General features: G+C 69.7%; 20 protein-coding genes. 15 read left to right on the forward strand and 5 right to left on the reverse strand.

All coding sequences use genetic code 11. The features are described from left to right. Nucleotides 1–17: 17 nt before the first annotated feature. The 6 genes from JHL17_RS08885 to JHL17_RS08910 all read left to right on the forward strand — a co-directional run bounded on the left by JHL17_RS08885 (nucleotide 18) and on the right by JHL17_RS08910 (nucleotide 4,639). Nucleotides 18–1,175, forward strand: coding sequence for an aspartate aminotransferase family protein (locus tag JHL17_RS08885; RefSeq protein ID WP_200192353.1), 1,158 nt, complete (start codon nucleotides 18–20; stop codon nucleotides 1,173–1,175). Further along, complete coding sequence (gene argF / locus JHL17_RS08890; RefSeq protein WP_200192202.1) at nucleotides 1,172–2,125, forward strand: ornithine carbamoyltransferase; 954 nt, start codon at nucleotides 1,172–1,174, stop codon at nucleotides 2,123–2,125. The genes JHL17_RS08885 and argF overlap by 4 nt, the downstream gene beginning before the upstream one ends. Before the next feature lie 177 nt (nucleotides 2,126–2,302). Continuing rightward, complete coding sequence (locus JHL17_RS08895) at nucleotides 2,303–3,238, forward strand: Hsp33 family molecular chaperone (protein ID WP_200192204.1); 936 nt, start codon at nucleotides 2,303–2,305, stop codon at nucleotides 3,236–3,238. A 112-nt stretch (nucleotides 3,239–3,350) separates the two neighbouring features. Beyond that, the gene (locus JHL17_RS08900) at nucleotides 3,351–3,614 is read left to right on the forward strand and encodes a type II toxin-antitoxin system ParD family antitoxin (RefSeq protein WP_200192206.1); all 264 of its coding nucleotides are present in this window, start codon (nucleotides 3,351–3,353) and stop codon (nucleotides 3,612–3,614) included. Next, nucleotides 3,611–3,937: a type II toxin-antitoxin system RelE/ParE family toxin gene (locus JHL17_RS08905; RefSeq protein WP_200192208.1), complete on the forward strand. Its 327-nt coding sequence runs from the start codon at nucleotides 3,611–3,613 to the stop codon at nucleotides 3,935–3,937. The genes JHL17_RS08900 and JHL17_RS08905 overlap by 4 nt, the downstream gene beginning before the upstream one ends. 105 nt (nucleotides 3,938–4,042) lie before the next feature. Continuing rightward, nucleotides 4,043–4,639 (forward strand): hypothetical protein, encoded by a 597-nt coding sequence (locus tag JHL17_RS08910; RefSeq protein ID WP_200192210.1) that lies wholly within the window; start codon nucleotides 4,043–4,045, stop codon nucleotides 4,637–4,639. A gap of 258 nt (nucleotides 4,640–4,897) precedes the next feature. On the opposite strand, the gene JHL17_RS08915 is transcribed toward JHL17_RS08910, so the two are convergent. Beyond that, complete coding sequence (locus JHL17_RS08915) at nucleotides 4,898–6,778, reverse strand: potassium transporter Kup (protein ID WP_247893414.1); 1,881 nt, start codon at nucleotides 6,776–6,778, stop codon at nucleotides 4,898–4,900. Between the two features lie 338 nt (nucleotides 6,779–7,116). On the opposite strand from JHL17_RS08915, the gene JHL17_RS08920 reads away from it, so the two are divergent. From JHL17_RS08920 to JHL17_RS08940, 5 genes are all read left to right on the forward strand, one after another. Continuing rightward, entirely contained in the window at nucleotides 7,117–7,710 is a 594-nt protein-coding gene (locus JHL17_RS08920; protein ID WP_247893415.1) for a hypothetical protein, read from the forward strand. A gap of 25 nt (nucleotides 7,711–7,735) precedes the next feature. Next, a complete protein-coding gene (locus JHL17_RS08925; RefSeq protein WP_200192214.1) occupies nucleotides 7,736–8,257 on the forward strand; it encodes a hypothetical protein in 522 nt (173 codons plus the stop codon). Nucleotides 8,258–8,361: 104 nt separating this feature from the next. Beyond that, on the forward strand, nucleotides 8,362–11,598 hold the full coding sequence (locus JHL17_RS08930; protein ID WP_200192216.1) for an error-prone DNA polymerase: 3,237 nt from the start codon (nucleotides 8,362–8,364) through the stop codon (nucleotides 11,596–11,598). A 109-nt stretch (nucleotides 11,599–11,707) separates the two neighbouring features. Then, nucleotides 11,708–12,085, forward strand: a complete 378-nt coding sequence (locus JHL17_RS08935) for a VOC family protein (protein WP_200192218.1) — start codon at nucleotides 11,708–11,710, stop codon at nucleotides 12,083–12,085. A 23-nt stretch (nucleotides 12,086–12,108) separates the two neighbouring features. Next, nucleotides 12,109–12,804: a helix-turn-helix transcriptional regulator gene (locus tag JHL17_RS08940; RefSeq protein WP_200192220.1), complete on the forward strand. Its 696-nt coding sequence runs from the start codon at nucleotides 12,109–12,111 to the stop codon at nucleotides 12,802–12,804. 4 nt (nucleotides 12,805–12,808) lie between these two features. Here the strand turns inward: JHL17_RS08940 and JHL17_RS08945 are convergent, their stop codons facing one another. From JHL17_RS08945 to tsaD, 3 genes are all read right to left on the reverse strand, one after another. Then, on the reverse strand, nucleotides 12,809–13,213 hold the full coding sequence (locus JHL17_RS08945) for a DUF2141 domain-containing protein (protein WP_200192222.1): 405 nt from the start codon (nucleotides 13,211–13,213) through the stop codon (nucleotides 12,809–12,811). Between the two features lie 99 nt (nucleotides 13,214–13,312). After that, nucleotides 13,313–14,332 (reverse strand): NAD(P)H-dependent glycerol-3-phosphate dehydrogenase, encoded by a 1,020-nt coding sequence (locus JHL17_RS08950; RefSeq protein WP_200192224.1) that lies wholly within the window; start codon nucleotides 14,330–14,332, stop codon nucleotides 13,313–13,315. Nucleotides 14,333–14,516: 184 nt separating this feature from the next. Further along, entirely contained in the window at nucleotides 14,517–15,590 is a 1,074-nt protein-coding gene (gene tsaD / locus JHL17_RS08955; RefSeq protein WP_200192226.1) for a tRNA (adenosine(37)-N6)-threonylcarbamoyltransferase complex transferase subunit TsaD, read from the reverse strand. Nucleotides 15,591–15,743: 153 nt separating this feature from the next. Between tsaD and hemC the strand changes: the two genes are divergently transcribed. The 4 genes from hemC (at nucleotide 15,744) to JHL17_RS08975 (ending at nucleotide 20,744) form a co-directional block, all read left to right on the forward strand. After that, nucleotides 15,744–16,682 (forward strand): hydroxymethylbilane synthase, encoded by a 939-nt coding sequence (hemC, locus tag JHL17_RS08960; RefSeq protein ID WP_200192228.1) that lies wholly within the window; start codon nucleotides 15,744–15,746, stop codon nucleotides 16,680–16,682. 25 nt (nucleotides 16,683–16,707) lie between these two features. Further along, nucleotides 16,708–17,478, forward strand: a complete 771-nt coding sequence (locus JHL17_RS08965) for a uroporphyrinogen-III synthase (protein ID WP_200192230.1) — start codon at nucleotides 16,708–16,710, stop codon at nucleotides 17,476–17,478. Nucleotides 17,479–17,613: 135 nt separating this feature from the next. Continuing rightward, the gene (locus tag JHL17_RS08970; protein ID WP_200192232.1) at nucleotides 17,614–19,398 is read left to right on the forward strand and encodes a mitofilin family membrane protein; all 1,785 of its coding nucleotides are present in this window, start codon (nucleotides 17,614–17,616) and stop codon (nucleotides 19,396–19,398) included. Then, nucleotides 19,395–20,744: a heme biosynthesis protein HemY gene (locus JHL17_RS08975; RefSeq protein ID WP_200192234.1), complete on the forward strand. Its 1,350-nt coding sequence runs from the start codon at nucleotides 19,395–19,397 to the stop codon at nucleotides 20,742–20,744. The genes JHL17_RS08970 and JHL17_RS08975 overlap by 4 nt, the downstream gene beginning before the upstream one ends. 168 nt (nucleotides 20,745–20,912) lie before the next feature. Here the strand turns inward: JHL17_RS08975 and JHL17_RS08980 are convergent, their stop codons facing one another. After that, complete coding sequence (locus JHL17_RS08980) at nucleotides 20,913–22,808, reverse strand: right-handed parallel beta-helix repeat-containing protein (protein ID WP_247893416.1); 1,896 nt, start codon at nucleotides 22,806–22,808, stop codon at nucleotides 20,913–20,915. Nucleotides 22,809–23,009 lie beyond the last annotated feature (201 nt).

The following is a 23,009-nucleotide window of genomic DNA, read 5'->3' on the forward strand; positions in this document are numbered from 1 at the left end:
CCGTGATCCCCGTCGTTATGCCCACATACGCCCGCGCCGATGTCGTTTTCGAGCGCGGTGAAGGTCCGTATCTCTACGCGACCGATGGGCGACGATTCCTTGATTTCGCCGCCGGCGTCGCGGTGAACGCCCTGGGTCACGCGCATCCCTATCTGGTCGAGAAGCTGACCGAGCAGGCGAAAAAGCTGTGGCACACCTCCAACCTGTTCCGGGTCGCCGGGCAGGAGAGCCTGGGCAAGCGCCTGACCGAAGTGACCTTCGCCGACACCGTGTTCTTCACGAACTCGGGGGCCGAGGCGTGGGAATGCGGCGCCAAGGCCGTCCGCAAGTACCATTATGACAGCGGCAACCCGCAGAAGAACCGCATCATCACCTTCGAGCAGGCCTTCCACGGCCGCACGCTGGGCGCCATCTCGGCCGCCAAGCAGGAGAAGCTGGTGCATGGCTTCGATCCGCTGCTGGACGGTTTCGACCAAGTGCCGTTCGGCGACCTCGACGCCGTGCGCGCCGCCATCACCCCCCAGACCGGCGGAATCTGCATCGAGCCGATCCAGGGCGAGGGCGGCATCCGCGCCGGCTCGGTCGAGTTCCTGCGCGGCCTTCGCGCGCTGTGCGACGAGCATGGCCTGCTGCTGTTCCTCGACGAGATCCAGTGCGGCATGGGCCGTACCGGCAAGCTGTTCGCCCATGAATGGGCCGGCATCACCCCGGACGTCATGTGCGTCGCCAAGGGGATCGGCGGCGGCTTCCCGCTCGGCGCCTGCCTGGCCACCGAGCGTGCGGCGTCGGGCATGACCGCCGGCACCCATGGCTCGACCTATGGCGGCAACCCGCTGGCGACCGCCGTCGGCAACGCCGTGCTGGACGTCATGCTGGCCCCGGGCTTCCTGGACAGCGTCCAGCAGACCTCGGCCACCCTGCGCGGCCGCCTGGAAGAGCTGATCGCCAAGCATCCGGCGATGTTCCTGGAACTGCGCGGCCAGGGCCTGATGCTCGGCCTGAAGCTGGGCCAGCCGGTGGGCGAGGTGGTGGCGAAGCTGCGCGCCAACGGCCTGCTGTCGGTTCCAGCCGGCGACAATGTGGTGCGGCTGCTGCCGCCCCTGAACATCGGCGAAGCCGAAGTGAATGAAGCCGTCGGGATTCTCGACCGGACGGCGCAGGAGTGCCTGGGATGAGCGGCGTCAACAACAAGGCCAGTAACAGCGTCCGGCATTTCCTCGACATCGACCGGATGGACGGCGCCACCCTGCGCCGCCTGCTCGATCATGCCGTCCGCATCAAGGCCGACCTGAAGAAGGACCGGCTTGCCCACTCGACCCTGTTGGCCGGCCGCGCGCTGGCCCTGATCTTCGAGAAGCCCTCGACCCGCACCCGCGTGTCGTTCGAGGTCGGCATGCAGCAGTTCGGCGGCAGCGTCGTGGTGCTGAAGCCCGACGACATGCAGCTCGGCCGCGGCGAGACCATCGGCGACACCGCCCGCGTGCTGTCGCGCTTCGTCGACGCGGTGATGGTCCGCACCACCGGCGAGGAGCGGGTGCACGAACTGGCGGCCCACGCCAGCGTGCCGATCATCAACGGCCTGACCGACCAGACCCACCCCTGCCAGATCATGGCCGACCTGATGACCTTCGAGGAGCATCGCGGTCCGATCAACGGCCGGACCGTCGCCTGGATCGGCGACTGCAACAACGTCGCGGTCAGCTGGGCGCATGCCGCCGTGCGCTTCGGCTTCGAGCTGCGGCTGGCCTGCCCCGGCGTCTACGGCCCGTCGCCGGAGCTGCTGGCCTGGGCGGAACGCGAGGGCAGCGGCCGTCTGGTCGTCACCGACCAGCCGGAAGAGGCGGTGCGCGGGGCCGAATGCGTCATCACCGACGCCTGGGCCTCGATGCACAACACCGATGTCGACGAGCGGGCGGCGATCCTCGGCCCCTATCAGGTGAACGAGGCGCTGATGGCGCACGCCCACCCGGACGCGCTGTTCATGCACTGCCTGCCGGCCCACCGGAACGAGGAAGTGACCGACGGCGTGATCGACGGCCGCCATTCGGTGGTCTGGGACGAGGCGGAGAACCGCCTGCACGCCCAGAAGGCCATCCTCGGCTGGTGCATGGGCGTGCTGGACTGACGCTCCGCGTCCGATCCCGCGCCTGATCCCGACACCTCGCGTTTCGTTCGGCCCTCTTCCGCCGCGGGAGAGGGCCAAACTCGCATGGGTGCCCTGCCGGCCTTGATTCGGCCCCCCGCCGCGCCGATCTTGCGGCCTACGCCCTCTTGCAGGTCTCTGTCTTAAGGAATTCGCCCTATGGACGATCCGTCCGTCCGCCCGCTCACCGATGATTTCGTCCTGCCGTTCCAGATCGAGGCGTCGCGCCTGCGCGGCCGCATCATCAAGCTGGGACCGGCGATCGACGAGATCCTGACCCGCCACGACTATCCGCCCACCGTCGCCCGCTTCCTGGCGGAGACGGCGACGCTGGCCGTGCTGCTCGCCAGCATGCTGAAGTACGAGGGCATCTTCACGCTCCAGACCAAGGGCGACGGTCCGATCCGCCTGATGGTGGCCGACGTCACCTCGGTCGGCGACGTGCGCGCCTATGCCCAGTTCGACCCGGAAGCGCTGGCCAAGGCCGAGCGGGACGTCGACATCGCCCCGGCGGCTGCGCTGCTGGGCAAGGGCTACATCGCCTTCACGGTGGACCAGGGTCCCGACACCGACCGCTACCAGGGCATCGTCGAGCTGTACGGCAAGACGCTGACCGACTGCGTCCAGCATTACTTCCGCCAGTCGGAGCAGATCGACACCGGCCTGACCGTATCGGTCGACCGCGCGGTGCTGCCGGACGGCTCCTTCGGTCCCTGGCGCACCGGCGGCATCATGGTCCAGCGCCTGCCGCAGGAACAGGGGTTGACCCCGTCGGACAACGAGGATGATTGGCACCGCGCCATGGCGCTGATGGCCAGCGTGTCCGGCGACGAGCTGCTGTCGACCGAGTTGCCGGCCGCCGACCTGCTCTACCGCCTGTTCCACGAGGACGGGGTGCGGGTCTACGAAGGCAACGCCCTGCGCTTCGGCTGCCGCTGCTCGCGCGAGCGGGTGGAGACCATGCTGCGCAGCCTGCCCCGCGAAGAGGTGCAGGAACTGAAGATCGACGACGGCCGGGTCGAGGTGACCTGCCAGTTCTGCTCGACCGATTACCACTTCACCGACGCGGATCTCGACCGCGTCTATGGCGCGTAAGCAGTGTGCCGGGACCGGTGCCGACAGGCACCGGACTCCCGCTTGCGTCCTCCACCGGCATCGCCCATACTTATGTCAATCCTTGACATAAGATCTTCATGGGAGGACGGCGATGGCGACCAACGTGCATCTCACCCCCGAGTTGGAGCGATTCGCCCGCGACTGTGTCGAAGGCGGGCGCTACAACAATGTGAGCGAGGTGGTGCGCTCCGGCCTGCGCCTGTTGCAGGAGGCCGAAGAGCGGCGGCTGACTTTCAACGCCATGCTGTCGCAGGCCGAAGCCGAAGCCGACCGTGACGGCGGCGTCGCCATCGACGATGTCCTGGCCGAAGCCGACGCCATCATCGACTCCAGCATGGCCTCCCGCAACCGATGACCGTCGCGCTCCTGTCACCGGCGGCGCGCCGCGATCTGTTGGCGGCAATCCGCTGGATCGCCCAGGACGATCCCGGCGCCGCTCGTGCTTTGCGCGATACCATCGCACGGACCGCGCAACGTATCGGCACTCATCCCCTGGCCGGGGTGTTGCGTCCGGACTTGGCCGCACCGCCCTACCGCTTCGTCAGCCTGACCGGCTTCCCCTACATCCTCGTCTACAATGCGGAGCGGCAGCCCCCACTGATCGTCCGCATCCTTCATGGTGCCCGCGACCTGCCGGTCCTGCTCGGGGACCTCTCGCGAAACCTGCCGGACGGTTGACGCAACCCGGAAGTCGTTCACCGGAATGGTCGTGGTGCGCCCGTCGATCATGCCGGCTATAGTGCCGCCCCTTTGTTCAATCATTCTCCCTCACCCGGAGTCCCCATGCTGTCGCGCCGCCTCGTCCTTGCCGCCGGAACGGTCACCCTCCTGCTCGCCGCCTGCCAGAGCACGCCGCCGCGCCCGGCCCCCCGCCCGGTCGATTTCTCCAATTTCGGGCCGATCGTGCTGAATGCCGGCACCATCGACGTGGTCGACGCCTACCGGCCGACGGGGGCCAAGCATGTGGAAGGGCGCTCCGCCGTCCCGCCGGCCGAGGCGGTGCGGCGCTGGGCGGCGGAACGCTTGCAGGCGACCGGCGGGACGGGGCGGGTGCGCGTCACCATCCGCGACGCCAGCATCGTCGAGGTGGCGCTGCCGACCAAGAAGGGCCTCACCGGCTATTTCAGCAACGATCAGGCCCAGCGCTATGACGGCCGGATCGAGGTCGAGATCGCCGGCGAGGTGCCGGACACCGGCAACGGCGGCTTCCGCGGCGTGACCCGGTCCACCGTCACCCACTCCACCAGCGTGGCGGAGAACATCTCGCTGGCCGACCGCGAGGCCACCTTCCTAGACATCACCCGCCGGATGATGGAGGACCTGAACGCCCGGCTCGACGCCGGCATCCGCAAGGATCTGGCGCCGATGGTCCGGCGCTGACGTCTTTCTAAGCAGGTTTTCCGAACTCCGCCCACAAATGGGCGGGCTCGGAAAACCTGCAAAACCATAGAGTCCGCAGGTTTCTCCAGGCCGGGCCTATGGCCCGATCTGGAGAAACCTGCTTAGGAGCAGACCCGGCCTTTGTGGTGGGGCACCCGGCGTTTCGTCGGAACGGAGGGTGCCCAAGCCGAAATTCGCCCCCTACGCCGCCCGGGGAGACAAAGTCTGTCCGGGAAACCCTGCCCGCCCCGATACATCTCAGATCTCCAGTTGCATGCCCAGTTCGACCACCCGGTTGGGCGGGATGCAGAAATACTCCGAGGCGCTGGACGACAGCTTCGACAGGAAGATGAACAGCGGTTCCTGCCAGCGCGGCAGGCCGGACTTGCCATGGGTGCGGATCAGCGTCTCGCGGCTGACGAAATAGGTGGTTTCCATCGGCTCGAAGGGCAATCCCGGGATGCGCCTGATCTCCAGCGCCTGCGGAATGTCCGGCTCGTCCTTGAAGCCGAAATGGACGATCAGCCGGAAGAACCCGGCGGACAGCGCCTTCAACTCGAAACGCTGGTCGTCCGGCACATGGGGCACGTCCTCGATGTCGACGGTCAGCAGCACGACGCGCTGGTGCAGCACCTTGTAGTGCTTCATGCTGTGCAGCAGGCCCGGCGGCAGGCCGCGCGGGTTGCCGGTCAGGAAGACCGCGGTGCCCGGCACCCGCTGCACCGACCCGCTCTTCAGCCGCTCCAGCAGCATGTCGAAGGGCAGCGCATCCTCGGCCAGCCGCTTGCGCACCACCTCGCGCCCACGCCGCCAGGTCGCCATCAGCAGGAAGACCGCCGCGCCGACAACCAGCGGGAACCAGCCGCCCTCCTCCACCTTGACCAGGTTGGCCAGGAAGAACGCCAGATCGACCGACAGGAACACCACCAGCGCCAGCACCGCCTGCCACAGCTTCCAGCGGCCGAGCGAGCGCGCGACCTTGTAGGCCAGTAGCGTGGTCGCCACCATCGTGCCGGTCACCGCGATGCCGTAGGCGGCGGCGAGATTGCTGGAGGTCTGGAAGCTCAGCACCAGCAGGATGACACCGGCCAGCAGCAGCCAGGTCAGCTGCGGCATGTAGATCTGACCCTTCTCGTGCTCCGACGTGTGCATCACCTCCATCCGCGGCAGGTAGCGCAGATGCATCGCCTGCAGCGTCACCGAATAGGCGCCGGAGATCACCGCCTGCCCGGCAATGACGGTGGCGGCGGTGGCCAGCAGCAGCAGCGGCACCTGCGCCCAGTCCGGCGCCAGATGGAAGAAGGGGTTCTCGATGGCTTCCGGTTCGTGCAGCAGCAGGGCGCCCTGCCCGAAATAGCACAGCAGCAGCGACGGCAGCACGATGGTGTACCAAGCGCCGCGGATCGGCTTGCGGCCGAAATGGCCCATGTCGGCATAGAGCGCCTCCGCCCCCGTCACCGCCAGGACCACCGCCCCCAGCAGCAGGAAGCCGTGCCAGCCATGCTGGAACAGCATCTCCACCGCATGGCCGGGCCAGATCGCCGCGAGCACGCCGGGATAGCGCACGATCTGCCAGAGCCCCAATCCCCCCAGCGTCAGGAACCAGACCAGCATCACCGGCCCGAACAGCTTGCCGACCCTCTCCGTGCCGAAGCGCTGCAGCACGAACAGCCCGGTCAGGATGGTCAGCGTGATCGGGATGACGTAGGCGTCCAGGGCGGGCGCCACGACATGCAGCCCTTCCACCGCGCTCAGCACCGAGATGGCGGGGGTGATCAGGCTGTCGCCGTAGAACAGCGAGGCGCCCATTACGCCGATCGCCATGACCACCCCGGTGCGCCGGTGCCCCGGCCGCATGCCGCGCAGCGCCAGCGCCGTCAACGCCAGGATGCCGCCCTCGCCCTGGTTGTCGGCGCGCATGATGAAGACGACGTACTTCACCGTCACCGTGATGATCAGCGCCCAGAAGATCAGGGACAACACCCCCAGTATGACCTCCGGCGTCAGCGGGAAGCCGCCGCCCTCGGTCAGGCATTCGCGCAGCGTGTAGAGCGGGCTGGTGCCGATGTCGCCGTAGACGACACCGAGCGCCCCCAGCGCGAGCGCGCGCAGCTTGGCCGCGTGCTCCCGCCCATCCATGCTTGCTTCCATCCCCGGTCCGCTCCGATCGTTTCAAACCCACGGCCATGCCTAAGGTGGCCCGGCGTGACCGCGCAAGCACCGAATGGCGAAACGCGCCACCGGCCCGACCGATCCGCCGCCATTTTCACTGTGATGGATGCAAAACGATATAGGGCGGCCGTGGCACTCCGCACCGTCGCATCGCCGTCGATATCGTGCACCCATCCTCGCGGGCCGCACGGACGCTTCCGAGTCGGCCGCCACACCGGCATGTTTCATGTGAAATATCGTTACAGCGCCATGATTGAACGGCGGGAGACGAGGGGTTACTCCTTTATGCGGAAGCATCCATTCGGATGGCCTTCCCCATCAGGGGTTCGCACATGTGGCAGAACTACAGCAACACGCTCATCTCCGCCTTCGGGCTGGCGGGCCTGGGGTTCGGCATCGGCAAGCTGGTCATCCTGTTCGGCGAACGCGCGATCGAGCGCCGGCACGGGTCGGAAGGGGTCCGCGACGCCATCGCCCGCCGCGCCAAGATGGAAACGAAGTTGGAAGCCCGCCGCGCCGACCGCATCCTCGAGCTGAAGGAACTGGACGGCGGAGTCGAGGATGTGCTGCGCCAGCGCAAGGCGATGGAACGCCAGATCGAGGAGTCGCGCCAATCCGGCGAGCGACTGGTTCGTCTGATCGGCGAAGAGCTCCAGAGCAGCCCCTGCTACGTCGCCATGGTCGTGAACAAATACGTCGGCACCGGTGCCGTCCAGCAGAGCCAGCATGCGCTGGTCGACCCCAGTTGGGCCCAGCCGCAGATGATCGAGGTGTGGGCGCGTTCGATGGCGGAGGCACGGATGGAGATCGAGCGGCGCTACCCGCCCGCCTTCGGCTATGCGGTGACGCGGATGCAGGAGTTCCTGTCCGCCGACACCCCCATCGCCAAGGCCGGTTGACCCTCCAGTCGCAAAAGGACGCGCCATGGACAGCATACCTTATGTCTTCGCCGGCCTGGTCGGCCTCGCCTCGCTGGCCGTGTCGCTCCTGCTGGCGCTGCGCCGTCTGAAGACGTCGGAGGAGCGGATCGCCACCGCCGTCTCGCGCAAGCAGGCGCAGGTGGAACGGATCAAGAGGGTCGCCCGCGTCACCCTCCAGCAGGCGCGCGACCTGCGCGACGCCCGCCGCCGCAAGGCGATGGCCGAGATGGGCTGCGAGGATCTCGAACAACGCCTGAAGGTCGCCGGTACCGCCGACCGCCGCATCTATGTGCTGGACGACCGCCGCACCCAGAAGGACCAGGGCTGGCTTCTGCGGGTGGTCAACGCCGACTACGGCGCCCGGGTCAACGCCAACCTCACCTCCACCGCGCTGGACAGCTGGAAGCGCGGTCGCCGCTTCCTGGTTTGGGCGTTGGACGAGAACAAGGCCCGAGAAAAGGTCAACGCCCGTTTCCCCCAGAACAAGGGCTTCACGGTCCTGGGTATAGAGTCCTATCCAGGGTAAGACCCTCAAACAAATACTCGCCCTCGCCGCAATAATGACATTAGTCCCATTTTTGGACTATCATCCCCGCACGAACCCATCCGTCCGTGCCGGGGAGCCCCGCCGTGATCCGTTACGCCGAACTGCAGGTCGCCACCAGCTTCAGCTTCCTTGAGGGGGCGTCGCACCCCGACGAGCTGGCGATGACCGCCTCGGCGCTGGGACTGGCGGCGGTGGGGGTGACGGACCGCAATTCGCTGGCCGGCGTGGTGCAGATGCATGCCGCGGCGAAGAAGGCGGGCATCCGGGCGCTGATCGGCTGCCGGCTCGACCTGACCGATGCCGACAGCCTGCTGGCCTATCCGACCGACCGCGCCGCCTATGCCCGGCTGTCCCGGCTGCTGACGCTGGGCAAGATGCGGGCGCCGAAGGGCGAATGCTTCATCGCCCGTGCCGACGTTCTGGCCCATGCCGAGGGCATGCTGTTCCTGCTGCTTGCTCCCGACCGGCGCGACGACTCCTTCCTGCGCGAGCTGCGCGCCTGGCGCAGCGGGCTCGCTCGCGGGCAGCTCCATCTGGCGGCGAGCCACCGCTACCAGGGCGACGACGCCCGGCGGCTGCGCTGGCTGGCCGGATTGGCGGAGGCGGAAGGGGTGCCGTTGGTCGCCACCAACGACGTGCTCTATCACGGCGCCGGGCGGCGGGCGCTGGCCGACGTGATGACCTGCATCCGCCACCACACCACCATCGACGAGGCCGGTTGGCGGCTGTCCGCCAATGCCGAGCGCCACCTGAAGCCGGCCGTCGAGATGGTCCGCCTGTTCCGCGACCATCCCGACGCCGTCGCCCGCACGGTGGAGATTGCCGAAGCCTGCCGCTTCTCGCTGGACGAGCTGCGTTACGACTATCCCGACGAGGTGGCGGAGGGCCGCGATCCGCAGGACACGCTGGTCGCCTTGACCTGGGAGGGAGCAACCAAACGCTATCCCGGCGGCATTCCCGACACGGTGCGCCGGACGGTGGAGCGCGAACTGGCCCTGATCGCCGAGCGCCGCTATGCCCCTTACTTCCTGACCGTCCACGACATCGTCCGATTCGCCAGGAAACAGGACATCCTGTGCCAGGGCCGCGGCAGCGCCGCCAACTCCGCCGTCTGCTATTGCCTGGGCATCACCTCGGTCGATCCCACCGAGGTCGATCTGCTGTTCGAGCGCTTCATCTCCAGCGCCCGCGACGAGCCGCCGGACATCGACGTCGATTTCGAACATGAAAAGCGCGAGGAGGTGATCCAGTACATCTACAAAAAATACGGCCGCGCCCGCGCCGGCCTGACCGCCACCGTCATCCGCTACCGCGCCCGCAGCGCCCTGCGCGAGGTCGGCAAGGCGATGGGGCTTTCGGCCGATCTGGTGGCGCGGCTGACCGGCTCGATCTGGGGCTGGAGCGGCCAGGGGGTGGACGAGGAACGCGCCCGCTCGCTCGGCGTCGACCCGGACGACCCGAGGCTCAAGCGCACGCTGGAGCTTGCCCACGAGTTGATGGGCTTCCCCCGCCACCTGTCGCAGCATGTCGGCGGCTTCGTCATCACCCGCGGCCCGTTGTCCGACCTCTGCCCGGTCGCCAACGCGGCGATGGAGGACCGCACCACCATCGAGTGGGACAAGGACGACATCGACGCGCTGGGCATCCTCAAGGTCGACGTGCTGGCGCTGGGCATGCTGACCTGCATCCATCGTGCCTTCGACCTGATCGAACGGGTGCATGGGACGCGCTGGACCCTCGCCACCCTGCCCCAGGAGGACAAGGCGGTCTACGAGATGCTGGGGCGGGCCGACAGCCTGGGCGTCTTCCAGGTCGAAAGCCGCGCGCAGATGAGCATGCTGCCCCGGCTGAAGCCGAAGAAATTCTACGATCTGGTGATCGAGGTCGCCATCGTCCGCCCCGGCCCGATCCAGGGCGGCATGGTCCATCCCTACCTGCGCCGCCGCAGCGGGGCGGAAGACATCACCTATCCGATGCCGGTGCTGGAACCGGTCCTCCACAGGACGCTGGGCGTCCCGCTGTTCCAGGAACAGGCGATGAAGGTCGCCATGGTCGGCGCCGGTTTCACCGCCGAGGAGGCCGACCAGTTGCGCCGCGCCATGGCGGCCTTCCGCAAGACCGGAAAGGTCCAGCGGTTCCACGACAAGTTCATCGCCGGCATGACCGCCAACGGCTGCGATCCCGCCTTCGCCGAGCGTTGCTTCAAGCAGATCGAGGGCTTCGGCGAATACGGCTTCCCGGAAAGCCACGCCGCCAGCTTCGCGCTGCTGGTCTATGTCTCGGCCTGGATCAAGCGCCACCACCCCGCCATCTTCGCCGCCGCCCTGCTGAACAGCCAGCCCATGGGCTTCTACGCCCCGGCCCAGATCGTCCGCGACGCAAAGGAGCATGGCGTGACCGTGCTGCCGCCGGACGTGAACCTGTCGGGATGGGATTGCACCATCGAACCCCAGGACCAATCCCTTCTCCCCCCCGGGGAGAAGGTTAGGATGAGGGGGTTCGGCGTAGCCGAAGATGTCCACGAGATGCGTCCCCCTCACCCCGACCCTCTCCCCGGGGGGGAGAGGGAGATGACCCTCCGACTCGGCCTCCGGCTCATCAAGGGCTTCACCCAAGCCCATGCCGAATCCCTCGTCCTTTCCCGCGCCGGCGGCTACCGCGACCCCTACGACCTTTGGCGCCGCGCCCGCCTGCCGGTCGCGGCATTGGAAAAGCTCGCCAAGGCCGATGCTTTCCACTCCGTCGGGCTTGATCGCCGGGCGGCCCTGTGGGCGGTGCGGGCGCTGGGCGACACGCCGCTGCCACTGTTCGCGCGGCTCGACGGCCCCCCATACAACCCAATGGCCGAGGAACCCGAGGCCCCGCTGCCGGTCATGGCGCTGGGCGAGCATGTGGTGATGGACTACACCAGCCTGTCGCTGTCGCTGAAGGCCCACCCGCTGGCGCTGCTGCGCGACGGCCTCCCCGGCGTCACCCCGGCGGAGCGGCTGGTCCGGACGCGCGACGGCCGCCGCCTGACCACCGCCGGCCTGGTCCTCGTCCGCCAGCGCCCCGGCAGCGCCGAAGGCGTCGTCTTCCTCACGCTGGAGGACGAGACCGGGATCGCCAACCTCGTCGTCATGCCCGATGCCTTCGAGACCTTCCGCCGCCCGATCATGACCGCCCGGATGATGGCCGCCACCGGCCGGGTGCAAAGTCACGACGGTGTGGTGCATCTGCGCGTGGAGTCGCTGATCGACCTGACCCACCGGCTGGCCGAGCTGACCGGCGGGGAGCGCCCCGCGGCGGGTCCCTTCCCCAAGGGCCGCAATTTTCATTGAGGGAGCCGATTGCTCCTGACATCACGCTGTCAGGAGAGGGTGTGCTATCAAGGGGGCGTGCCGGCACGAACCACGAACATTCCTCTCTCCCCTGTCAGGAGCCAATCCGATGAACAACCCGCACGTCGTCACCTGGTTCGAGATCCCGGTCACCGACCTCGCCCGCGCCGTCCGCTTCTACGAGGCCGTCTTCGCCGTCAAGATGGTCCAGGAACCCTGCCCCAGCGGCATGACCATGGCCGTCTTCCCGGCCGAGGGCATGGCCGTCAAGGGCTGCCTGATCCAGCATGAGGCCTGCAAGCCCGGCGCCGACGGCACCACCGTCTACCTGAACGGCGGCGACGATTTGTCCGCCCCGCTGGCCCGTGCCGAGCAGGCCGGCGCCACCATCGTCGTGCCGAAGACGCTGATCACCCCGGAGATCGGCTATTTCGCCCAGCTCATCGACAGCGAAGGCAACCGCATCGGCCTCTATTCGATGCACTGACCTTATCAGCCGGAGCCGTCGCCATGCGCCGCGCCGACCGCCTGTTCCAGATCGTCCAGCATCTCCGCAAGGGGCGGCTGGTGACGGCTGCCGAACTGGCACGGTGCCTGGAGGTGTCGGAGCGCACCGTCTACCGCGACATGCGCGACCTCGCCTCCTCCGGCGTTCCGGTGGAAGGCGAGGCCGGCGTCGGCTATCTGCTGCGCGACGGCTACGACCTGCCGCCGCTGATGTTCACCCAGGACGAGGTGGAGGCACTGGTGGTCGGCGCCCGCCTCGCCCGCGCCTGGATCGGCGGGGCTCTTGCCGATGCCGCCGCCCGCGCGCTCGACAAGGTGGAGGCGGTGGTACCGGAGGCGCGACGGCGTGAGCTGGCCGACAGCCGCGTCTTCGTCCCCGATTTCTCCTTCCCCGCCCCCTTACGCGAGCGGATGGACGTGCTGCGCTGCGCCATCAACGCCAAGCGCGTCGTGCTGTTCGACTACCGGCGCGAGGACGGCACCCATTCCGCCCGTGCGGTCCAGCCGCTGGGCCTGTTCTTCTGGGGCCGGGTGTGGACGCTCGGCGCCTGGTGCGAACTGCGCGAAGAGTTCCGCAGTTTCCGCATCGACCGCATGGAAACCCTGCTGGCGCTGGATCGCCGGTTCGACGAAATCCCCGGCCGCGGCCTGGACGACTATCTCGCCCGCTGGCGCCAGGAGGGCTGCCTGCACAGGTGAGTGATCACTCCACCAGCCGGATCTCCGTCGTCGCCACGCCCGCGGCGCCGACCGCCACCGCATAATCGTCGAAGCTGGGCGGACCGAAGCTGCCGCGGGCGGAGCGGCTGAAGCCGTGCGGTTCGGCTGGAATGCCGAACAGGCCGGTGGCGAGTTCGCCGTTGTTGTCCAGATCCTGGAAGGCGATCAGCCCGTAGCGCCCGGCCGGCAGGTCGGGAAAGACCACCTGCAGCTCCGTCCCCAACGCGGCGGCGAAATAGCCGGCGCGCGGTGTCTTGGCCTTCTCCGCTTCTGCGCTGTCGAACAACGCCACCATCACCTTGCCCTGGTTGGGCTTGACGTTGCGGACGGTCGCGCGGAGTTCTCCCGCCGTGGCCGCTCCGGTGAACGTCACGACCATCAGGGCCATGACGGCGACCGCGCATGCACATCCAGGGCGAGACGTCATTCCTGTTCCCCTCACATAAGGCCGCTTCCGGTTCCCTTACATAAGGCGATCCGACGGACCCTAAACCCCCTCGCCCCGGAAGGGTCGCGACAGCAGCCCGTCGATGGTCTCGTCCAGCCCGGCGCCCCGGTTCAGGATGGCGTCGACCGCGGCGCAGATCGGCATGTCGACGCCCAGCTTCGCCGCCAGCCCGACCACCGCGGCGGCGGTGTAGACGCCTTCCGCCACCGACCGGCGCACCGCCAGGATCTCGGCCAGCGCCTTGCCCTCGCCCAGCGCCGCGCCCAGCGACATGTTGCGCGACTGCAGGCTGGAGCAGGTCAGCGTCAGGTCGCCCAGACCCGACAGCCCCATCAGGGTCTCCGCCCGGCCGCCGAGCGCCAGCGCCAGCCGGGTGATCTCGGCCAGCCCACGGGTGATCAGCGCGGCGCGGGCGTTGTCGCCCAGCCGCCGGCCCTCGACCACGCCGCAGGCGATGGCCAGCACATTCTTCACCGCCCCGCCGATCTGCGAGCCGACGACATCGTCCGAGCGGTAGGGCCGGAAGGTGCGGCTGCCCAGGGCGGCGACCAGCGCCGTGCCCAGCGCCTCGTCGGCGCAGGCCAGCGTCACCGCCGTCGGCAGCCCGCGCGCCACCTCCGCCGCGAAGGTCGGGCCGGACAGGATCGCCACCGGGTTGCCGCCCGGCAGGGAGGCCGCGACCGCCTCGCTCATCAGCGCGTGGCTGTCCAGCTCGATCCCCTTGGCGCAGACGACCACGGACGCGCCCGGCTTCAGCAGCGGCGCCATCCGCGCGGTGACGCTGCGCGCATGCTGGGCCGGCGACACCAGCAGCACCGCGTCGCAGTCGCCGAGGTCGCCCAAGTCGCCGGTGACCCGCAGCGCGTCGGGCAGCGGAACGCCGGGCAGATAGTCGCGGTTCTCGCGGCGGATGCTCATCGCCTCCACCACCGCGGGTTCGCGCGCCCACAGCAGCGTCTCGCGTCCGGCCCGCAACGCCGCCAGTGCCAGCGCCGTGCCCCAGGCGCCGCCACCGACGACGCCGATGCGGCGGAGGGGAGAGGGGGACATCGTTTTCATCTCGCCACGTATCCATTCCGGTCAAAACCCTCTCCCGTCCCGGGAGAGGGAGGGGACCCGCGCCGAAGGCGTGGGGAGGGTGAGGGGTGATCCAAGGAACCGGAAGCGCATAACCCTTTGCACCACCCCTCACCCTTCCCGCTTAGCGGGCCCCTTCCCTCTCCCGGGGCGGGAGAGGGAAATCTCACGCCTTCACCCCCGCCCCGACGCCCGCGCGCCCGATCACCGGCGCCGCGTCCGGGTCCAGCGGCCAGCGCGGGCGGGGGGCGAAGTTCAACGGGTCGCTCTCGCCCAGCCGGAAGCGCTCGATCCCGGCCCAGGCGATCATCGCCGCGTTGTCGGTGCACAGGCGGAGCGGCGGGGCGACGAACCGCATGCGCTGCTTCTCCGCCAGCATCGACAGCCGGCTGCGGATCGCCTTGTTGGCGGCGACGCCGCCGGCGACCACCAGGGCACCGCCCTGCGGATGCTCCTCCTTGAAGCGGCGGATGGCGCGGCCGCAGCGGTCGGCCAGCACCTCCGCCACCGTCGCCTGGAAGGCGGCGGCGAGGTCGTCGCGGTCGGTTTCCGACAGCACGCCTCCCAGCTCCTCCACATGCCGCCGCACCGCGGTCTTCAACCCGGAGAAGGAGAAATCGCAGCCCGGGCGCCCCAGCATCGGCCGCGGCAGCTCGAAGCGCGCCGGATTGGTCGCCCGCGCCGCCGCCTTCTCCACCAGCGGTCCGCCGGGATAGCCCAGCCCCAGCAGCTTGGCGGTCTTGTCGAACGCCTCGCCCACCGCGTCGTCGATGGTGGTGCCGAGCCGGCGGTAACGCCCCACCCCCTCGACCGCCAGCAGCTGGCAATGGCCGCCCGACACCAGCAGAAGCAGATAGGGAAAGGCGACGTCGTCGGTCAGCCGGGCGGTCAGCGCGTGGCCTTCCAGATGATTGACGGCGACGAAGGGAAGCCCGCGCGCCGCGGCGATGGCCTTGGCGGTCATCACGCCGACGATGACGCCGCCGATCAGCCCCGGCCCGCCGGTTGCCGCCACCGCATCGAGGTCGCCGAAGCCGATCCCGGCCTCGTCCATCGCGCGGCGGATCAGCCCGTCGAGATGCTGCAGATGGGCGCGGGCGGCGATTTCCGGGACGACGCCGCCATAGGGCGTGTGGTCGTCCAGCTGCGACAGCACGACGTCGGCGCGGATCTCGCGCGCATCTGTGACGACGGCGGCGGCCGTCTCGTCGCAGCTCGTTTCGATTCCAAGAACGATCATGGCGCCAAGTTAGCCGCCTTGGCCCGCCGGGTACAGGACGCAGTTGCGTGGCCGCACCCGGCGGCGAAGCGTGAAATTTGATCCGCCTCAATCTTCGGTATGGCAGGGCGACGAATCCTTGCAAAGCTGCGCGGATCCCCTAGAACACGCCCTATGACGACCCACCCGCTCCGTATCGGGACGCGCGGCAGCCCGCTGGCGCTGGCGCAGGCCCATGAAACCCGCGACCGCCTGATCGCCGTCCACCCGCATCTCGCCGCCCCGGGCGCCATCGAGATCGTCGTCTTCAAGACCACCGGCGATCGCATCCTCGACCGCACCCTGGCGGAAGCCGGCGGCAAGGGCCTGTTCACCAAGGAGCTGGAGGAGGCGCTGTTCGACGGCCGCGCCGACCTCGCCGTCCATTCGATGAAGGACGTGCCGACCCAGCTTCCCGACGGGCTGGAGATCGCCACCCTGCTGCCGCGCGAGGATCCGCGCGACGCCTTCTTCGCCCGGTCCGGCGGCGGCCTGGCCGACCTGCCGGCCGGCGCCGTGGTCGGCACCGCCGGGCTGCGCCGACAGGCCCAGGTGCTGGAGCTGCGTCCCGACCTGAAGATCGTCCCCCTGCGCGGCAACGTGCAGACCCGCCTGTCGAAGCTGGACGCCGGAGAGGTGGACGCCACCCTGCTGGCGCTGGCGGGCCTGCGCCGGCTGGGCCTGACGGACCGCATCACCGCGGTGCTGGAACCGGAAACCATGCTGCCCGCGGTCGCCCAGGGTGCCATCGGCATCGAGATCCGCAGCGACGACACCACCACCCGCGCCCTGCTGGCCCCGCTGAACTGTGCGGAAACCACGGTCCGGGTGACCGCGGAGCGAGCTTTGCTGGCCGCCCTCGACGGATCCTGCCGTACCCCCATCGCCGCATTGGCGGTGCTGGACGGCGACGACCTGCACCTGCGCGCCAAGGTGCTGTCGCACGACGGCCGCAGCATCTTCCGCGCCGAACGCCGCGGCAAGGCAGCCGACGCCGAGTCGCTGGGCAGCGACGCCGGAGCCGAGATCCGGGCGCAGCTGCCGCCCGATTTCTTCACCGCGGCACCACACTGACCTTCACCTTGGCCGGGTTTTCCGCATGATGGGAAAACAGCCCCAGCCCTCTTCCGGCCGGCCGCGGACCCGCCTGCTGGTGACCCGTCCGGCCGAGGATGCAGAGCCGCTGGTACGCCGGCTGGAAGCGCTCGGCCATGCCGTGGCGGTGGAGCCGATGCTGTCCATGCTCTGGCTCGACGGGCCGGAGCCGGATCTCTCCGACGTACAAGCCCTGCTGTTCACCAGCGCGAACGGCGTACGCGCCTATGCCAAACGTACAGGGCGGCGCGACCGCCCGGTGCACGCCGTCGGCGACGCCACGGCGCGGGCGGCGCGGGCGGCCGGTTTCACCGAGGTCGACAGCGCGTCGGGCGACGTGTACGCGCTCGCCGAGCGTGTCCGCCTGCTGCGCGATCCCGCCGCCGGTACGCTCCTGCATGCGGCGGGGAGCAAGGTGGCGGGCGACCTTGCCGGGCTGCTGGGGGCAGCCGGGTTCACGCTGCGGCGCAGCGTGATGTACGATGCCGTACCCGCGCTAACCCTGTCGGACGAGACCGCGACGTTTTTGCGTACGTCGGGGCTCGACGGCGTGTTGTTTTTCTCTCCCCGAACTGCCGCATCCTTTGTTAGGCTGCTGGCCGAGGCGGGGCTGGTCGATCGTTGTCGTACGGTCGATGCGTTCTGCCTCAGCCCCGCGGTCGCGGAGGCTGCCCGTGCGTATGGCGACGAGGGAGTGGCGCCGTGGCGAAGCGTACGGGTGGCGGCGCGGCCGGAGCAGGATGCCCTGCTCGATCTGTTGCCGGTCGCCGGTTAACCCCGGCGCGGTCCGGCCGTACGGCTTACACCCCCGGTGCTTCCGGGTGGTCGGTTTAGCCGTACGGGGGACGAGGGGGACCGGTCAGGGGGCTGTGACGTTAAGACGAACAACAGCGAACCGAAGGTACAGCCCATGACCTCTCGTCCAGGCTCCGAACGCCCCGGCACCGACCGTGACGGCGACGGCGCCAGCACCGGCAATGCGGCGGTCGACCGCATCGTCGAACGTTTCGGCGGTATCCGCCCGATGGCCCACAAGCTGGACACCCCGGTCACGACGGTCCAGGGCTGGAAGAAGCGCGGCGCGATCCCGCTGGCCCGCCATGCCGACCTGCGCGCCGCCGCCGCCAAGCACCGCATCAAGCTCGACGACGCCGATCTGGACGCAGCCACCCCCAGCGAGGATCGGCCGACGGACTCCGCCGTCATCATCCCGGCCGCAACCACCATCGACGTGCCCCCGGTGGCCGATCCGGTGCCGACCGCCTCCCCGGCCGACACCATTCCCGGCGCCGACCTGCCGACCGCCGGACTGACCTCCGGTGCCGCGACCGAATTGCAGTCGTCCGACGCCCTGATCCCGCCGGCCATGCCGCTCGGCACCACGGACAGCCTCGCCGATACGCCGAAGAGCGACGCGCCGAAGGCCGCAGAGATCAAGAGCGAGTCCAAGCCGGACGGCATCAAATCCGACGCCGTGAAGTCCGGCACCGCGAAGTCCGACGGGCCCAAGACCTCCACCGGTTCCTGGACGCCGTCCGGCACCACCGGCAGCGCGGGCTATGGCCGCAGCGCCGATGCCGAGCCGTCGCGTCCCACCATCGCCCCTACCATCACCCCTGCGCCGTCCTACATCGACGAGCCGCGCTCCGGCAGCGGCTTCGCCACCGCGCTGTCGGTGGTCGCATTGCTGGTGGGCGCCGCCGCCCTGTCGGCACCCTGGTGGGGTCCCGCCTTGCCCGGCTGGCCGGCGCCGGCCGCTCCCGCCGCCTCTTCCGCCGCCGCACCGGCCGACCCGGCGCTCCGCGCCCAGATCCAGCAGCTCGTCGACCGCGTCGGCAAGCTGGAGCAGCGTCCGGCCGCCGGTGGAGCCACCAATGGAGCTGGCGACGGCACCGCCACCGTCGACCTCTCCGCGCTGACCCAGCGGATCGATGCGCTCGAGAAGCGCCCGGCGGCCACCCCCGACACCGGGGTGGCCGACGCCCAGAAGGCGCTGGCCGACCGCCTCGCCGCGCTGGAGCAGAAGGTCACCGCCGCCGCCGGCAACGCCCAGGCGGCGCAGCAACTGAAGGGCGAGGTCGATTCGCTGAAGCAGCAGGTCACCAGCGTCAACCAGGCCGTCAACGAACGCCAGGACGCCGCCACCGCCGCCCAGGCGCTGGTGCTCGCTGCCGGACAGCTGCGCGCCTCCCTGTCGGGCGGGCAGCCGTTCCAGCAGGATCTCCAGGCGGTCCGCGCGCTCAACATCGCCGATGCCGGCGTGACCCAGCCGCTCGACGCCGTGGCGTCCTACGCCGCCAAGGGCATCCCGACCCGCGCTCAGCTGACCGACCGCTTCCAGCCGCTGGCCGGCGAGATCGTCCGCGCCGAGATCCGCGGCGAGGGCAACAGCTGGATCGACTCGGCGGTCGGCAAGCTGTCGACCCTGGTCACCGTGCGCCGTGAGGGCGGCGGGGTGGTCGGCACCACCGCCGACGCCGTCGTCGCCCGTGCCGAGGCCGCGCTCGACGCCGGCAACCTCGCCAAGGCGGTGGAAGAGCTGTCGGCGCTGCAAGGTCCGGCCGCACAGACCGCTGCCCCCTGGCTGGCCGACGCCAAGGCGCGTCTGGCCGCCGATCAGGCCGCGCGCCAGTTGAACGACCGCGCCATCGCCCTGATGACGACCGCCGCCGGCGGAAAGGGGACGGCCCAATGATCCGCGCCCTCTGGTTCCTTCTGAAGGTCGCGGTGGTCATCGCCGCCGCGATCTGGCTCGCCGACCGTCCCGGCACCGTCAGCGTCCACTGGCTGGGCTATGCCGTCGAGGCGCCCTTCTGGGTCGCCCTGCTGGTCACGCTGGTGGTGCTGGGCATCGCGGCGCTGGGCTACCGACTGCTCCGCGGCCTGATCCGCACGCCGCAGCGCATCCGCCGCCACAGCCGGGCCCGCCGCCGCGAGCGCGGCTACCGCGCCCTGACCCAGGGCATGGTCGCCATCGCCGCCGGCGACGCCCCGACCGCGCGCAAGATGGCGCGCAAGGCCGACGGGCTGCTGAACGAGCCGCCGCTGACCATGCTGCTGTCGGCCCAGGCCGCCCAGCTGCAGGGCGACGAGCGCGCCGCCCGGCAGTATTTCGAGGCGATGCTGGAGCGGCCGGAAACGGCCTTCCTCGGCATGCGCGGGCTGCTGACCCAGGCGATCAAGTCGGGCGACCGGGTGGAGGCGCTGAACCTCGCCCGCAAGGCGCGCGGGCTGCAGCCCAACACGCCCTGGCTGCTCGGAACGCTCTATGACCTTGAGGCGCAGGCCGGCGACTGGGCTGCCGCCGAAGGCACGCTGCAGCAGGCGATCCAGGCCGGGGCCATCCCGACCGAGGAGGGCCGCCGCCACCGCGCCGTCCTGCTGCTGGAGCGCAGCTTCGAGGCCGAACGCCGCGGCCGCGCCGACACCGCCCTGTCGCACGCCCAGGCGGCGCACGACATGATGCCCGGCTTCGCCCCCGCCGCCGTGCGGCTGGCCCGCCTGCAGGTCGCCGCCGACCGGCTGAAGCCCGCCGCCAAGGTGGTGGAGCGGGCGTGGCGCCATGCGCCGCATCCGGAGCTGGCCGACATCTACCGGACCATCGTTTCCAGCTACGACCCGCTCACCCGCGTCCGGCTGTTCCAGAAGCTGGTGCGTCTGGCCCCCGACTCGGCCGAATCGCACGTCGCCGTCGCCCAGGCCGCCATCGAGGCCCAGCTGTGGGGCGAGGCGCGCCAGCATCTGAACCGCGCCATGGAGATCGGTCCGACCCGCCGCGCCTATCGCCTGATGGCCGAGCTGGACCGTAGCGAGCGGCACGACGACGAGGCTGCCAAGGACTGGCTGGCCAAGGCTGCCGACGCGCCGGAGGATCCGGTGTGGACCTGCGGCTCCTGCGGGGCGGTCAGCCACAACTGGGGCGGGCTGTGCGGCCATTGCGGCGCCTTCGACAGCCTGACCTGGAAGACGCCGACGGTCGCCGTCCCGCTGATGGAACCGACCGACATCCCCCCGGCGCTGGCCCGTCCGGTCACCGTGTGAGGATGAAGTGCTGAAAATCCCCTCTCCCGCCCCGGGAGAGGGAGGGGCCCGCCGAAGGCGGGAGGGTGAGGGGCAAGGTAGACATGGATTTCTGATCCTTGCCCTACCCCTCACCCCTCCCAAGCTTCGCTTGGGTCCCTCCCCTCTCCCGGGGCGGGAGAGGGTTTTTTATTGCCGCATCCCCTCCGGCCCGACGCGGTCCAGCGGCAGCCGCTTCATCGCCACCAAGCGATCCAGCAGGCGCCCTCCGGTCGGAGCGTTGGCCGCCGGTGGGGCCGCGGCCCGGGCGGCGCTGGCGACACTGGCCGTTTCCGCCGTGGGCGCCGCGTTTTCCAGCTGGGTGTTGTCGATGCGGTACTCGCCGCCGGACAGGCTGTTGACGAGCTGCTCTTTCGGCGACGGGCCGGCCACCACGTTGCCGTCGGCGACATTGCCGTGCATCCGACCGGCCGGGCCGGCGCTGGGCACCCATTCCAGCCGCAGGAAGCGGTCCTTGCCGTCATTCATCACCGTGACGTTGTCCGCCACCCGGTTGTTGTCGCCGCCATGCAGGAAGATGGCCGCCATGCCGGTGTTCTCCAGCAAATTGCCCTGTACCGTCACGCCGCTGGTCATGTCGTCCAGATAGATGCCGAAGCCCTTGTAGCGGACCAGCCAGCGCCCCTGGGCGTCGGTGGCGAGGCCGCCGGTGTCGCGGATGTCGTTGAAGCGGATGAAACTGCGGGTATCGTTGCCGCTGCGGCCCAGCATCTCGATGGCGCCGGCGTCGGCGGTCTCGAGCGCGGTGTCGCGAATCCGGTTGAACTCGACGGTGTTGTCGCTGTTCACCGTCTGCGGGTTCCAGTTCTTGATCGAGATGCCGTAGCGCCCCGACCGGCGGATGTCGTTGTGGGCGATCAGCGTGTTGCGGATGCCGGCCCCCATCACGCCGCCGCTGAAGAAACGCACCTCGCCGATGTAGGCGATGCGGTTGGCGAGGATGCGGTTGTCAGTGCTGCCCGGCGCCAGCACCACGCCGGAGCGGCCGAGATGCTCCATCCGGTTGCCCGACACCTCGCTGCGCCCGGCGCCGTCCAGCAGCACCGCGGTACCGACCAGGGCGAAGCGGTTGCCGGCGATGCGGGCACCGCTGCCGCCCTTCACCACCACCGCATTGCCGTCCCACGGCACGTCGGTGAAGGTCAACCCGCCCACGATCACGTCGCGGGCGTTGTCCAGCCGCAGCAGCACCGGCTGCCGCGCCACAACCAGCTCCGCGCCCGCGCCGTTCAACCCGGTGGGCGGCTTGACCAGCAGACGCTTGGCCTTGGCGTCCCAGGCGAATTCGCCCGGCCGCGTCAGGAAATCGGGATGGCCGAGCAGCCGCACGGTGGAGCCGTCGCGATACGGATACTGCCCGTCGCCGTCGAAGCTCAGCAGCCCGCCCGGATCGGCGGAGACCACGCCCAGCAAATCGTCGGACAGCCGCTCGCGGTCCAGCGCCTGCGCCCGTACCCCCGGCCCGGCCCAGCCGGCCTTCAGCACGCCGGGCGCCAGCCGCATCTGCCGCTTGCTCTCCTGGCTTTTGGGATCGGACTGCGCCGCCTTGGCTGGGAACCAGCCGCTGCGCAGATCGCCCGGCATGAAATCGCCGCTGCGGGCGGCGGCCAGCCGCACCCGTTCACCGGGGCCGCCGATCGAGACGTCCAGGGCAGGATCGCGGGCCAGCGGCGCCGACAGCACGCCGTTGGCCATCTGGGCGCCACCGACCACTTCGCCGCCCGACAGCACCGGCTGCTCGCCGTCCACCGCGGTCAGCCGCAGCCCCGGCGACGAAGCATCCACCACCAGCGGCGCCGTCAGGCGATAAGTGCCGCCATGCAGCCGCACGGTGGCCGGGCCGCTTCCCTTGGCGGCGGCCAGCGCACGGGCCGGAGTGGCGAAGGGACCGTCGCGCCCGTCCGCCGACGGCTGGGACAGGCGGCCCGACCAGCGGTCGTTGCCGCTGGGGGACACGTAGAAGGTCGTTTCCGCCGCCACGGCCGGCCCCCAACCGGCCGCGGTCAGCAGAAACGCGCAGGTCAACAAAATCCGAGGCAGGATTTGGACCGCTCCACGTCGAAGACGAGGTTGGGAACGGAACATGGGAGAACCTCCTCCAAAATGGCGGCCGGCCAAAAACAGCGCCGAAGCACAGCCTCGAAGCCGCCGAAGGAGGGAGACTGACCCAGCCCCTAGCAACCGGCAAAAGCGCGAAGGGGGTGTGCAGGTGCGAAGGGGCCACGC

This window comes from Azospirillum endophyticum (genome assembly GCF_016595245.1).
GTDB classification, from domain to species: Bacteria; Pseudomonadota; Alphaproteobacteria; order Azospirillales; family Azospirillaceae; genus Azospirillum; species Azospirillum endophyticum.